Here is a 13,337-nt window from a genome sequence, read left to right as displayed (position 1 = left end):
AAGTTAGCTTTTAGCTTTACTAAAAAGAGAGTTGAAAACAATATCTATACTTATATTGTCTGTATCTGATAAGTCTTTTCGCATTGACTTTACAATTTTACTAAAAGAGAAGTTGGCATCATCTGAGTTTAAATTACCATATACTTTAAAAAAATTATTTAAACTTAACACAACCTCATCACTTCCAATTAATACAACTCTTGTCTTTGCTTTATTCAAGACTTGTAATTGCTCTAAGCTTCTATTCTCATTATGCTTATAGGAACTAGCTATTTCTGAAACCGAGTTTAAGAAATCCAAGTATGCTTCGGCCTTAATATCAAGGGCTTTTTTTCTTTTTTCACATCTTGACCCAAGAAAAAGTTGTACACCCGCACTAACCAAAACACCTAATACTCTAATTAATGCAACAATTACTTTAATATCCATAAGCACTTTTACTATATTTGGCTTTTATTTGCAAAAATTAAAATAATTACACTTTTCTTTGGTAAAATCGCCTCCACGCTAGTTTCAGTATAGTTTCCTGAGCCAACAGTATGCTGAACAGTTTTAACAACCCACTCCCCATTAGCACTAGTTTTATGATTAGCAATAATTAACTTTGATTCTGCTACTATTTCTGGCGATAAAGGGCGTACTAAAGTGAGTGACTTTTTACCCCGTTTCAATTTGTTTAACTTGCCTTCTGCCATGTGTTTGGCTTGATCGGCCAGTCTTGTAAGTGTCACGTAGGGTGTATTGAGGCTCACCGCCACCCACAATTACTTGAATTTATTGTTGCTATCTTCAGAGAACCAATAAGTTTGCACAGATTGTTAATCATTCCTTTCATTAACGGTCACACAGCTTTTACTGTTGTGTATGTCACGAGGCAATGCTAGGTTAAGGTCACTTTCCGCCCGTTGGTCAAGGTGTTCAAACTTGATATTGGCCAGTTCTGGGTTGATAGCTACCTGGTAGCCCCGTTTTTTGGAAACTTCGCGGTTATCCAGCTCAATGGTTACCACATCAAATTTAATGACCGTTTCATCCTGTACGGTGAGTTTACCTGCGATTAACTGGGTGATATTTATCTGGTTGGATAGGGTTTTATAAATGGGTTTTTAGGGGTATGGCAACAGGTAATGGATAGGTTACGAAAATGTTATCGAAAAAATAGGAAGAAAGGACAACCCACCCTAGCGCTGGATTATTGAGCAGACTTTTTCTTGGCTCATTAATTATCGACATCATGCTAAAGACTACGAGGTTCTTCCAAAAAACAGTGAAGCAATAATCCAAATTGCTATGTTGTATATTTTGATCAGGAAAATTGCTTCAATTTTATTTTGCAAACACGTTCTAAAGATGGCTGTTTATATTTTCAATTCGAAAACTTACCCTTGGTTGAAATTGATGACCGAATGAAAAATTTTGACCAGGTTTTACACAGCCTGCTGTTATATAGTAACCATTGCAACTATTTGCTAAGCAGTTACCTACTTTGTAGTTGACAATTTACAGGGCTCATAAAGCAATTACGATCTCTATATATAACAAACTTTCCTGGAGCTAAATATGAAGTACCATCAAATTTTGTAACCTGAAAAACAGCCCATGAACTAAATGTTGACTTTGCAGGCTGAGCTACATATGAGTTATTACACTGTGAAGAGATTTTATTATACGTTTCATCACCGATATTAAAAGCATCTATATATTCAGTACTTGAACTTCTTAGATAAGCAGCAGACCATAACCCAGAAGCGGTGACTTGATTACCATTGGAGTCTTTCAGCCAATACCATTTACTTCCATCTGGCTTAGCACAAATTACATTGGTCCATTCAGCATATGTGTGAGAACAAAGCAGGATTAGAAAAACAGTTAACAATTTAAGCATCATGTATTTCATTTTAACCACCTGATTTAGATTATTTATTTAAAACGAATGAAACAAGCTGAGCATTCTGGGAGACTTATATATATTCCTGGTGCAATATAATTTGTTCCGTCAGCTTTGTTTACATAAAACACACTCCAGCTTGAAAATGTATTATTAGCAGGCTGCGCTACAAAATTTTCTCTACATTGGGAGTTAAGGTTATCATAATTTGTGTGTGATATTTTAAAAATATAAATATTGTCATTGTTTTGTAGGGTTACTTCCTCCCACTCTCCAGAAACAGTTACCTGATTACCTTCATTATTTTTTAGCCAATACCATTTGCTTCCATCAGGTTTAGCGCAAAATACATTTGTTGTGTCTGCAAATGCTACATGTGACAACATAAAAAAAAGAGAAAATAATACAGAAAGAGGAATTTTTATACTTCTCATAACAAGCTTATAAATCATACCAACCAAGTTAAACACAAGTGTTTTTAATAACACCAAATATACACCAATTGACTTATATCAATTTTTCAGGCCGGGACTTTATTAACTTTATTGATTGAGATCAATTGGTGTTACATGATGTTACAAAAATATTAGAGACCATTGAGCTAGTACTCTCTAATCGTATGCCCTTTTCAGCCTGGAAATACTCCTTAATGACCATAAAGAGTAGACTCTATTGTGAGCAGCATCATTCCACTAAAATTTAATCACTCATCAATCCGAGTGATTGACAAAGATGGTGAAACTTGGTTCATGGCCAAGGCTGTTGCTGATGCACTACCGTACTCTAAAGCAAGTGCAATCACACGCTTAGATGACGATGAAAAGGGCATGCAGATTATACAGTCCCTTGGTGGAAGCCAGGAGTTACAGGCTTATTAACGCATCTGGTGTTTATTCAGCCATTTTAAGAAACCACCGGCCCGAAGCTATAATCTTTAACAAATCGGCTACCAGTGAAGTACTTCGAACTATTCGAAAAATATTATTTGCCAATGGCAAGCTAATGGAAAAGGTTACCAAAGAAATAAATGTCAGCGTGGCTGTTTTTTGGGCACGTTGTTAGCCGATAAGGCAGCTTATCAGCTAATTTGACTATCTAAAGATGGTTATGCTGCAAAAAGCTAAACAACTTATGTTCAGTGTGAAACTGAATCACTTAATATGCTTTAGTGATAATCCTACACATACCATTTCCTTTAATAGTTTTGGGGCATACCGATAGTTTCCTTCAGAAATATGAATAAATGGATCAATTGAGCCAGGGTAAACTAAAACGTTATATCCTTTAGATACAGCTTGTGAGAAAATAGCACCCTCATCAATCAAATATTTTCTTGATAAAGCAACTCCACGTTCTTTATCTGTTAGACTTAAGCTTTTGGTATTAATTAAGCGCTGTACAAATGTGTTAGCAAATTTTGTTAGTATGTGGTTGTAATGTTGATTGCACTCAATAAACTCTAAAAAATTCTTTCTATGATGGGAGTAGCAGCTATCTCGATGGTATTCAGACATATACTTAATTTCAAATTGACAGGAGCTTGAATATTTTGCAAACAGTTCAATTTTGTCTGAAACAAACTCTCTGCCAAGCTGAAGAGCCTTATCGTAAGAGTCATTATCATCCAAAGAGCAGTCAATAATTTGCAGTGTAAGCCTGTGTATATAATCACCAACCAAGACTTCACAATATTCAAAGTTATTTGAAATCCAGTCTAAACTAGCAGCCAATCGTTTATCGTCAGAAAAGTTTTCATTTTGTAATGATACGCCAAAAAAACATTTTTTATACTTATTTAAGTAGTTACGCTTTTCTTTCGGAGCTACAAAACTCTTTATTGCCATAAGACTCTTATTTGATATATTATTATACTCTGGTTTTATAATTTTTGAGTAGTCATCATAGTTTAATACTATTAACTCATCTTTATTTTTAGAAAAAAAAGCAATTTTTTTGGCTCTTATTAACGCTTGATCAACAAATGTTTCTGTACCATATAGATCGCCAAATGGAAGTAATGTCGTTGATTTAATACTAGGGAAGCATTTTTTTATTTCAGCATTTGATACAATTTCTACACTAGTACATTTGAGTGAAGACTTTATTTTATCGATACAAAGGGAGTTTCCTTCAGGATAAACTAGTAGCTTTAAAGCTCCACTTAACTGTACGAGTGAAACTTTAACTAGCTTGATATATTTTAGATCACTAAGAAGCTGTAACTCACTCTCAGAACAAAACTGTGAAAAATTAATTGTTATATACTTAGTTTGATGATGATCAAAAATTTTTTTTAGTTGATCTACTTCATTCATAATCAAACCTTTTAAGTAAAATTAATGGGCCGTTGATATACCTTACGGCTTTGTAATAGCTGATTTCTAATAAGCAGGACTAAGTAACTAATAGCAGCGCAATTAGGGTCTATAACAGGTATTCTAATCCCTTCATCTTCTAACGCCTTGCTTACTCTTGTTGCCATGTTAACGAAACCTGTACAGCCAAAAATTATAGCTTGAGCACCATCATTTATAATGGCTAATCTGCCAGCATCTAATACTTTGTTAAAAATAATTTCTTCATTTCCTAAGTGCTTAACAGGCACATTTACATTGCGAATAGAGGCAAAATTATGAACTAAACCAAATTCTTTGATATGCTGTTCTTGTAATGCTACAACACTATCCATGACAGTAATTATGGAAAATTTGTTAGCTAACATCATTGCAGTGTAAGCACTTGCACGAAAGCCCCCAATTGTTGGTATATTAACCACTTCTCTTACAGCTTCTACACCACACATATCCATATCAGTTATAAATAAACCTGAGTAGCCTTCTTGTTCAGCTTGAGTTGCTAGATTAACAACATGCGGTGCATTTCTAACGAGGTCATACCGACTTTCAATACAGTCACTGCCTTCATTAATATTCAGTATGTCAACTGAAAAATCAGGTGGAATTACAGGCTGAACAGCTCTTTTGATAGTTTGGTTAAATTGTGTATTGTTTACTGGAACAATAATTAGAATTTTTTGCATGTGAAATTTTTAATAGATCCATTATTTATAAAATACAGGCCATACTATCTTATTTACTATAAAGTGACTAGTGGTTCATATTTGTGTGTCACCTTCAACAAAGTAAGTTTATATTAACTTGCGTTTTACCTATAGCCCTTTGAAAACACGCTGATAGCTGAATGTATGGAAACCTATCGTTGCTACGAGGGTTCATCAGTCATTCAGAGAAGCATGCTATAACAACTCAAAAACCCTATAACAGCCTATGAAAAATTAAAAAGGGCTGAGCTAGGTATGCACAAATAGAAGAAACTAAAAATAATATCAGCAGGGTGGTTGCTAATTCTGTTGCTCAGAATAAATTTTTCGAGAAACCATATATTGAGTTTGTAAATAATCACTATTTACAAGACAATGCTTGTGGTAAGTTACTCAAGGCAGGTGAGTTTTACGGCCAATAACATCAGTTATTAGCCAAAGTAAAAAAAGGATACCTAACACCGCTAAATGGTTATCAAGTATGGACATCATATCTACTGATAAGGTTTAGCAATAATTGCATAAGGGTCACCAGCCCCTGTTACCGCTTGAATTTCTTTTTCTGTCAGAATAGCTTGTGGGTTTAACGATGCAGTCTTAGCAATCTGGTATAAAATATGTGCCCACGTTGTTTTATTGGCATAAAGCATTCCACCTATATCCAAAGTACCACCTTGGTTGATATAGCCTACAGCAGCCGTCTGTTTAGTTCCCAGATCCAGTTGCCGCATAATACCAAGATACACTTCTGGGCGACCATGACAAACAAATACTCTTGTGTTAACGGTATCTGGAAATACATTATCCATTACGTCATCAGCCACTAACTGCTCTGCTTCCGCTTTATCTCTTGCCACTCTAAATCGACCTGGCTCTATAATATAAACAAGTGAGTGGGGTATCTCTCGCTCTTTTAGACGGTCACTGGCTTTTAATGCTTCTATTAATTGATAAGCACCCACTGCCACTAATTGAATTGATGCTTCAGCAGCACCTCTGACTAATACTGCACCCTCTTCAAGTAATCTGACGGACTGTTCTTTTGAGAAAAAGAGTGGCACAGGTAATTTAGGCAATGTCGCTAGCCAAATTTGCCCATAACTGGTGTAAGTTGATTGCATTGTGGCTACAGCACTATTCCAATCGCAAGGGAACAATACCCTTACCATATCAGTCATTTCACCCATCAACGCTTCAGATAAAGTTGGGTCTTGATGAGATTGCTCATTTTTACCATTTTCCCAAACATGAGAAGTCAGCAAAACAGGGACACTTAGCCAATTTGCAGGTTGTTGCGCCTCTTTTTGGTGTCGTGCAAAAATAACCGTTTGGCGAAGTGCACCCAGCATTTTCACTGCAAATGCTTCATATGAAACGACCAAATTAATTCCTTGTTGGTTTGCCAATGCAGCACTGACTACTGCCTCTTCATTAAGTGCTGTAATCACTTTACCACCCACGGCTTCAGCAACACCTTGTTCAGGTTCAGTTACTCTGTGCTTGAGCCAGTCAAGGGTTTGGTTCATTTGATTACTTCTTAATTCATCTGGATTACCTACCCTCACTCGTAAATGCGGGTTCTCTTTTACTAACTGCGTAAAGCTTTCGTCCCATCCTGCCATAGGGGAGTAATTATCATACAGCTCCTGTTTCCAATGCAGAGACGGGCTATTTACTTTGGCTTTTTCTGTAAGCTGTTTTACCGTACTTTCTTTAGGACGACTTACTTGATTATGATTATTAACCAATTTAACTGCATTTTTCAGCCCATCATCAGACACCCAAAGTTTTTTAGCGCCTTGGTTAAATGCCGTTAATGCTTCTGCTGACTTGGCAGGGTTTGCTTGTAAAGGTGTACCATGGGCAGCATTAGTACCAGCACCTGGAAAGCCATAGCCTTTTACTGTTTCTGCAATTACATAAGGGAGCTTTATCGGGTAATGCTGTTTACCCTGCTTAACTGCTTCGGCCCTTGCTTGTAGACGATTTTCCATTTCAAAAATTGCCCACACAAAAGCGGCAGGATCCGTACCATCAATAACAACAGGGTCAAAATAATTTAACGCTAAATGCTGTTTAAACCATTCAGAACCACCAGACTGACTCATGGTAGTACGCTGATCTATACGACGACCGTTGGCAATCATAATCGGAGTCACCAAGCCCGTATCCTCAGCTCGCCACCACCGAGGGGCCCAGTCACTACCCCGTTGTTCTTCAAATGCACCATCACTTAAAAAAGCGACTAAGCGCTCACCTGGCATGGGTTGGTGAACATAATACAAGCCAGCAAAACCTAAATAACCACCTTCAATGGTTGCACCTGCCGTATGGGTATTAACGTGACTACCCAGTGGTGAAACGGGCTTCCCTTGTTGATTCACCAAATAACTGTAAAAATCCCTTACAAAACGGGTTAATCCTTGATCAGACCAGTCATAGTGTTCTTTGTGAACAGCTGTTGTATTTCCTAATAACAAATTCACCGCATCGATTGCTGCGACACAGTGACCTTGTCCCATTAACCATTGCCGGGTAATACCTGTTAATGCATTAACCCCCATATAGCCCATATAACCAGGCACCATGTTGAGTGAACCACCCGTATGCCCCTGCGGTTGGCGCTTAAAATCTACAGCAGTTAACTCTCTACCATCTAAATAGACATTTTTGGCATAAGTCATATGGACAACTAACCACATCGCCGCACAGGTCAATTTATCCAACGCCGCTAGTTGTTGATAGGCCTCGCTTTTACTGGTAACACCCCCTTCTGTTGCCAATAAACAAACCATTTCGTAAATACGTAACTGTGTTTCAGCACTATGCTTAATCACGCCATAACCTGCTGCCCAGTTAGCAAAATCCTTATCCTTGTCACGAATCAGTGCTGCACGCTGTTCTATTAAAGTATCTTCACGAGAATTTGAAGCTATCATTACAGAAGTAGTCCTAATATCACTGTTAAAAAGTCTTTTAAAACAAGCATATAAACCAGGGACATCATAAATACTGACCTACATCAATGAATCCTATTAGTTTATACCCTACAACCGTAGTAGGTTATTGTGGTTACACGTTAGATAAGAAAAAACCAGTCGCCCAATAGCCAAGTGATCGTTAGGGTACAGAAGGAAATATATATGGCATTAATGACATTACCTGGTCAAAACCCAAATCAATCTCGCTTGGCTTTGTTTAATCTTGGCTTTCGTCCTTTTTTTCTTGGGGCTGCAGTTTACGCTATCATTTCCATCTTCATTTGGCTTGGGTTTTATGGACTAGGCTGGTCAATTCCAACCCCAGCGATAAACCCCATTGCCTGGCATGCCCATGAAATGATATTTGGTTATAGCCTAGCAGTAATTGCTGGCTTTCTATTAACTGCCGTTAAAAACTGGACAAAAATTCAAACTATTCATGGCGTTAAACTGGCACTGCTATTTAGTTGTTGGCTAATACCACGAATCGCTATTCTATTTGAGCAAGGGTTATTAATCGCTGCTGTGATGGATATATTATTCATCCTATTACTGATCCCTTGCGTATTAGTTCCTATTATTAAAGTCAAACAGTGGAAGCAGCTGGGAATTATGGCCAAACTCCTCTTAATGGGGCTTGCCAATATACTGTTTTACTTGGGAGCCTTTGGTATTCTTGAATCAGGCATTCGCTGGGGGAACTACACAGGTTTATACCTTATCATTGGTTTGATATTAACCATGGGGCGCCGAGTTATCCCTTTTTTTATTGAGCGTGGGGTTGGTTATCCAGTTACCTTAAAAAATTATCTTTGGCTTGATATTAGTTCGTTGGTGATTTTTTTATTATTTTTTATTGCCACCGTTTTTACTCACTACACAATTATTGCCGCCTGGTTAGCTGCATTATTGTTTGTTATTCATTTAGTTAGAATTGCAGGCTGGTATACCAAGGGAATATGGCGTAAACCCTTATTATGGAGTTTATACCTGGCTTATGACTTTATTATCATCGGTTTTTTATTATTTGCGCTTAGTGGCTATCATTATGTACCAGTTTTTCTCGCGATTCACAGTATGGCCTTTGGTGGCATCGGTCTAGTTACACTGAGTATGATGAGTCGTGTTTCGCTTGGCCATACAGGCCGAAATGTTCAGCAGCCACCAAAATTGGTAGGCTTAGCCTGTATGATCTTGATAATGGGTGGTGTCATCAGAGTGTTGTTACCAATCCTGGATATGAGCCATTATGTCAATTGGATTGTAATATCACAACTATGCTGGATTGCAGCTTTTGTATTCTTCCTTATTATTTACACTCCAATTTTAATTAAACCCAGGGTTGATCATCAGTTTGGTTAAAAAGCCTACCACACCAGTTGCAATGCAAGATTTGATCAACCAAATCAGATCAGCAATCCCCTTTGATACCCCTGAGTCAGTACTATGTGCTGGCACTTGCCATGGCTGTTCAAAAAAACTCTTAGAGTTTCTCTCAAGAGAACTGGATGACTGGGAATCTCAGCTGCAGTCCGGGCAGGTGCCAACCCTTGGCGAAATCGACCGACTGGCAAAAACCAGCAAAAAAATCTATCGGGTATTACAGAAAAATCATTTAATCGAAAGCTCAGCAAGCCATAAGAAAAATAAGAATCAGTTGCATTCTCACTGATCTAAGTCAAAACAGTCATTTTATCGTCAACGGTAAACTGGTTACACACCAGACCTTGTAAAACAGTAAACATATACCTGCCTAAAAACTATGCAACACACACTCAAACACTTACAGGTTGGCGAAAGTGGGCATGTCACAGGCATCTGCAACAGCAACCCCCATTACCGTCGTCAATTACTAGCCATGGGGATTACCCCTGGTACAACTATTACCATTTCTCGCGTGGCCCCTTTAGGTGACCCCATTGAGGTCACTTTACGTGGTTACAGGCTAAGTCTGCGCCGCAATGAAGCAGATGTTGTACAAGTGGAGAAGTTATCCTGATGTCTTTATCAGCTGTCTGTTTAGTCGGTAATCCTAACTGTGGAAAAACATCGCTATTTAATGCATTAACGGGCTCACGACAAAAGATTGGTAATTGGCCTGGTGTAACTGTTGAGAAAAAAACAGGCTCTTATCAATATAACCAACAAACGATTAAGGTCATTGATTTACCCGGTCTCTACTCCTTGGATGGTGTAGAAAATACAGCTATTGATGAGCAGATTACCCTTGACTATTTATTAACAGATTCCCAATCACTGATCATTAATACTATTGATGCAGTTAATTTACAACGCAGCTTATATTTAACTCTTCAGTTACTTGAGTTGGGAAAACCCATGATTATTGTCCTCAACATGATGGACAAACTTGCCTCAGCGAAACAAACGATCGATATCAAGCAACTGGCACAACAATTAAAATGCCCGGTGTTGCCAATCATCGCTAAACAGTCAAAAGGCTTACCTGAGCTGAAAAAGCTGGTGGCCCAAGCACTCAAACAACCAACAATTCCTCTCCCCCCACAGCCGTATAACAAGTTAATTCTGCAGGCTATACAACAAATAAGACCTGATGATCACCCTGCTATTTCTCAATGGCAAGCAATCAATTTACTCGCCAATAATGAAATCAACAACCATTTTCCTGCAATTATTCATACTAGCTCTACTTGGCAAACTGTATTACAACAACTCGCACAAGAACATACAACAAATATCACCCAACAAATGGGTGAAGACTTAGACATTCTGATTGCCAATGATCGTTATCAATTTATTAATCAGCTCACTCAACAAGTAGTGGCTACAGAAGAAAGCCTCTCAATATCAATGACTGAAAAAATAGACAACATTGTGCTTAACCGGATATTGGGTATCCCAATATTTCTAAGTATTATGTATTTAATGTTTATGTTTAGTATTAATATTGGCAGTGCATTTATTGATTTTTTTGATATCACAGCAGGCACCTTATTTGTTGATACTCCAACCTATTGGCTGAGCCAAATACATGCACCTAACTGGTTAATTACATTACTCGCCAATGGTATTGGCGGCGGCATTCAAACAGTTGCTACTTTTATTCCTATCATCGCCTGCTTATTTTTATTTTTGGCTTTGTTAGAAGGATCTGGTTATATGGCCAGAGCTGCATTTATCATGGATAAAATAATGAGCTGGGTTGGTCTACCAGGCAAAGCGTTTGTTCCCATGTTAATCGGCTTTGGCTGTAATGTACCTGCCGTCATGGCAACTCGCACCCTAGAAAGCCAACGGGACCGATTATTAACCATCTGTATGACGCCATTTATGTCATGTGGCGCCCGCCTGCCTGTCTACGCATTGTTTGCTGTTGCTTTTTTTCCTGATAATGGCCAAAACATAGTGTTTATTTTATATCTTGTCGGTATCCTGCTTGCTATTATGACTGGCATCATTATGAAGCATACTCTACTACCCGGCATAAGTAGTCCTTTTATTCTAGAGTTGCCTGATTATCACCTACCCACAGCCAACACTGTCTTAGCCCACACCTGGAGCCGCCTTAAAGGCTTTATTGTTAAAGCAGGCAAAATCATTATTGTAATGGTAGCATTATTAAATGTGCTCAATAGCCTGGGTACAGATGCAACCTTTAATAACGAAAATACAGAAAAATCCGTCCTCACTGCAGCAGGCAAAGCACTTACACCTCTGTTTGAGCCAATGGGTATAAATAGTGACAACTGGCCTGCGACAGTGGGAATTTTCACTGGTGTTTTCGCTAAAGAAGCAGTGGTTGGTACCTTGGATGCTATGTACAGCCAGCTAAATGCTACCACACAATCACTAGATACCCCTCAACCACTGGACTTTTGGCAGAAAATTTATTCCGCGTTATTAACTATTCCAATAAATTTAGTTAGCTTAGCTGATGGCTTAGATGACCCTTTAGGGATGAATATAGGTGAAACAACCAATAAAGAAATAGCAGCAGAAGAGCAAGCCATAGCAGCTGAAACCTTCTCAACTATTCATCATTTATTTGGCTCACCACATGCAGCATTTGCCTACGTGTTATTTATCTTACTTTATACCCCCTGCCTGGCTACCTTAGGGGCTATTTTTCGTGAGGCAAACACCAGCTGGATGTGGCTAGTCGCCGGTTGGACGCTAGCGGTAGCCTACACAACAGCTACGGTATATTACCAGATAGCCACTTTTGCCGAACACCCACATTATTCTATTGGCTGGCTTGTTACCCTAACCAGCTTATGGATAGTGGTACTCATGTTATTAAAACGGCGAGTTAATAAGCTAACAATTATCAACCAACACGTTGTGAATGCTTAAACTATGTTATTAGAACTGCGTGATTATATTAAAGAACAACGATCTGTCTCACTGGAAAGATTAGCTAAGCACTTCCATACGCCAGCACTGGTCATTGAAGATATGTTAAAACATTGGGAACATAAAAGTGTTATTACCAAGCATAACCCCAAACGTTGTAATAAAAGCTGTAGTGGCTGTAATGTTCAGACCAGTACCATTTATTGTTATTCCTTGTATACCCTTCACGAATGATTTCTAGTTTTTGTTATCTTCACTCCTAATCACCAAGGATGGTGTGAATGCAGTTAAAGCATGGAGCATTTAACTGTCTTCACTCCTCACCCTTGTGCCCTAGGGGTATAACAACCATTCGTATTGGGTATAGAGGCTTGGTAATTTATCTCAGTAAACCAAATTATTTGCTAACACTTATGGCAGTGCTTTCTCAATTAAAGCAAAATAGGGTGCTATGAAGATTTATTCAAACTATCAAAACAGGGATATTTTTATTTGGAAAGCCAACACAAATAAACAGTAAAGACCAGCCAAACCATAACCTATAGTGATAACATGAAATAAACACTATCGATATTGAGCAATAATGCTTATTCCTTCAATCCCTTTATCTTCAGGTGTAAAGATATGTAAATATTCAAAATTCGCGTTGAGTTTATCTATGATTCATATTATTGTTCAAGCGTTCAACTATAAGTAAGTCTTTACAATTAAATTCATGCGGATCACATGCGGTGAATAGGCGTTTTTTTGAGGCGATTGTTTTTGTAATATTGTTCAATCTATTACTTGGGTTAATAATTGGATTAGTTACATTAATCATCAACTTTAATATTGTTGGTATAATGCTGACTGCAGCAGGTGTATTTGCATCACTATATTTGATCATTAACTACGAGTCATTATTGAAAAATCTGGCCAAAGAGTAATTGTCTGAAGCAAAACATTTTCGACAAGCCGCTAATAAACAACTGACTTGATCTATACCCATCATGAATCATTTTTAGGTGTAAAAATAAAGTTAATACCATCTGTTTTTACTCATTTCATCTTCCCCTCTCAATGGTACCTGGCTGGG

Annotated in this window: 15 protein-coding genes; 7 read left to right on the top strand and 8 right to left on the bottom strand. The window is 37.9% G+C overall.

Annotated elements, in window-relative coordinates; all coding sequences use genetic code 11:
• Window positions 1-3 precede the first annotated feature (3 nt).
• From ORQ98_RS13065 to ORQ98_RS13055, 3 genes are read right to left on the bottom strand one after another with little or no spacing between them, the layout of a single operon-like run.
• Window positions 4-429, bottom strand: coding sequence for a hypothetical protein (locus ORQ98_RS13065; RefSeq protein ID WP_274689256.1), 426 nt, complete (start codon window positions 427-429; stop codon window positions 4-6).
• An 11-nt stretch (window positions 430-440) separates the two neighbouring features.
• The gene (locus ORQ98_RS13060; protein ID WP_274689255.1) at window positions 441-758 is read right to left on the bottom strand and encodes a hypothetical protein; all 318 of its coding nucleotides are present in this window, start codon (window positions 756-758) and stop codon (window positions 441-443) included.
• A gap of 60 nt (window positions 759-818) precedes the next feature.
• Window positions 819-1,010, bottom strand: coding sequence for a hypothetical protein (locus tag ORQ98_RS13055; protein WP_274689254.1), 192 nt, complete (start codon window positions 1,008-1,010; stop codon window positions 819-821).
• A gap of 181 nt (window positions 1,011-1,191) precedes the next feature.
• Between ORQ98_RS13055 and ORQ98_RS29605 the strand changes: the two genes are divergently transcribed.
• On the top strand, window positions 1,192-1,410 hold the full coding sequence (locus tag ORQ98_RS29605) for a hypothetical protein (RefSeq protein WP_425347686.1): 219 nt from the start codon (window positions 1,192-1,194) through the stop codon (window positions 1,408-1,410).
• 67 nt (window positions 1,411-1,477) lie between these two features.
• Here ORQ98_RS29605 and ORQ98_RS13050 read toward each other — a convergent pair whose 3' ends face one another.
• Together ORQ98_RS13050 and ORQ98_RS13045 are read right to left on the bottom strand one after the other, a co-directional pair.
• On the bottom strand, window positions 1,478-1,897 hold the full coding sequence (locus ORQ98_RS13050; RefSeq protein ID WP_274689253.1) for a hypothetical protein: 420 nt from the start codon (window positions 1,895-1,897) through the stop codon (window positions 1,478-1,480).
• A gap of 23 nt (window positions 1,898-1,920) precedes the next feature.
• A complete protein-coding gene (locus ORQ98_RS13045; RefSeq protein ID WP_274689252.1) occupies window positions 1,921-2,376 on the bottom strand; it encodes a hypothetical protein in 456 nt (151 codons plus the stop codon).
• A gap of 186 nt (window positions 2,377-2,562) precedes the next feature.
• On the opposite strand from ORQ98_RS13045, the gene ORQ98_RS13040 reads away from it, so the two are divergent.
• On the top strand, window positions 2,563-2,766 hold the full coding sequence (locus ORQ98_RS13040) for a BRO-N domain-containing protein (protein ID WP_274689251.1): 204 nt from the start codon (window positions 2,563-2,565) through the stop codon (window positions 2,764-2,766).
• A 273-nt stretch (window positions 2,767-3,039) separates the two neighbouring features.
• Here ORQ98_RS13040 and ORQ98_RS13035 read toward each other — a convergent pair whose 3' ends face one another.
• From ORQ98_RS13035 to ORQ98_RS13025, 3 genes are all read right to left on the bottom strand, one after another.
• Entirely contained in the window at window positions 3,040-4,203 is a 1,164-nt protein-coding gene (locus ORQ98_RS13035) for a tRNA-dependent cyclodipeptide synthase (RefSeq protein WP_274689250.1), read from the bottom strand.
• Window positions 4,204-4,214: 11 nt separating this feature from the next.
• Window positions 4,215-4,928 carry an aspartate/glutamate racemase family protein gene (locus ORQ98_RS13030; RefSeq protein ID WP_274689249.1) on the bottom strand — a complete coding sequence of 238 codons (714 nt, stop codon included), beginning with the start codon at window positions 4,926-4,928 and terminating at the stop codon, window positions 4,215-4,217.
• Window positions 4,929-5,443: 515 nt separating this feature from the next.
• The gene (locus ORQ98_RS13025; protein ID WP_274689248.1) at window positions 5,444-7,888 is read right to left on the bottom strand and encodes a phosphoketolase family protein; all 2,445 of its coding nucleotides are present in this window, start codon (window positions 7,886-7,888) and stop codon (window positions 5,444-5,446) included.
• A 204-nt stretch (window positions 7,889-8,092) separates the two neighbouring features.
• Between ORQ98_RS13025 and ORQ98_RS13020 the strand changes: the two genes are divergently transcribed.
• The 5 genes from ORQ98_RS13020 (at window position 8,093) to ORQ98_RS13000 (ending at window position 12,496) form a co-directional block, all read left to right on the top strand.
• Window positions 8,093-9,292 (top strand): NnrS family protein, encoded by a 1,200-nt coding sequence (locus ORQ98_RS13020; protein ID WP_274689247.1) that lies wholly within the window; start codon window positions 8,093-8,095, stop codon window positions 9,290-9,292.
• Window positions 9,285-9,602: a hypothetical protein gene (locus ORQ98_RS13015; RefSeq protein ID WP_274689246.1), complete on the top strand. Its 318-nt coding sequence runs from the start codon at window positions 9,285-9,287 to the stop codon at window positions 9,600-9,602. Before ORQ98_RS13020 ends, ORQ98_RS13015 begins: the two co-directional genes overlap by 8 nt.
• Window positions 9,603-9,692: 90 nt before the next feature.
• Window positions 9,693-9,929 carry a FeoA family protein gene (locus tag ORQ98_RS13010; protein WP_274689245.1) on the top strand — a complete coding sequence of 79 codons (237 nt, stop codon included), beginning with the start codon at window positions 9,693-9,695 and terminating at the stop codon, window positions 9,927-9,929.
• Window positions 9,929-12,262 (top strand): Fe(2+) transporter permease subunit FeoB, encoded by a 2,334-nt coding sequence (gene feoB, locus ORQ98_RS13005; RefSeq protein ID WP_274689244.1) that lies wholly within the window; start codon window positions 9,929-9,931, stop codon window positions 12,260-12,262. Before ORQ98_RS13010 ends, feoB begins: the two co-directional genes overlap by 1 nt.
• Window positions 12,263-12,265: 3 nt before the next feature.
• Window positions 12,266-12,496: a FeoC-like transcriptional regulator gene (locus ORQ98_RS13000; RefSeq protein ID WP_274689243.1), complete on the top strand. Its 231-nt coding sequence runs from the start codon at window positions 12,266-12,268 to the stop codon at window positions 12,494-12,496.
• Window positions 12,497-13,337: the final 841 nt, after the last annotated feature.

Origin of the sequence: Spartinivicinus poritis (genome assembly GCF_028858535.1) — a bacterium.
Lineage (GTDB): Bacteria > Pseudomonadota > Gammaproteobacteria > Pseudomonadales > Zooshikellaceae > Spartinivicinus > Spartinivicinus poritis.
The sequence above is the reverse complement of the archived record's forward strand: the minus strand, read 5'-3'. Positions and strand labels throughout refer to the sequence as shown.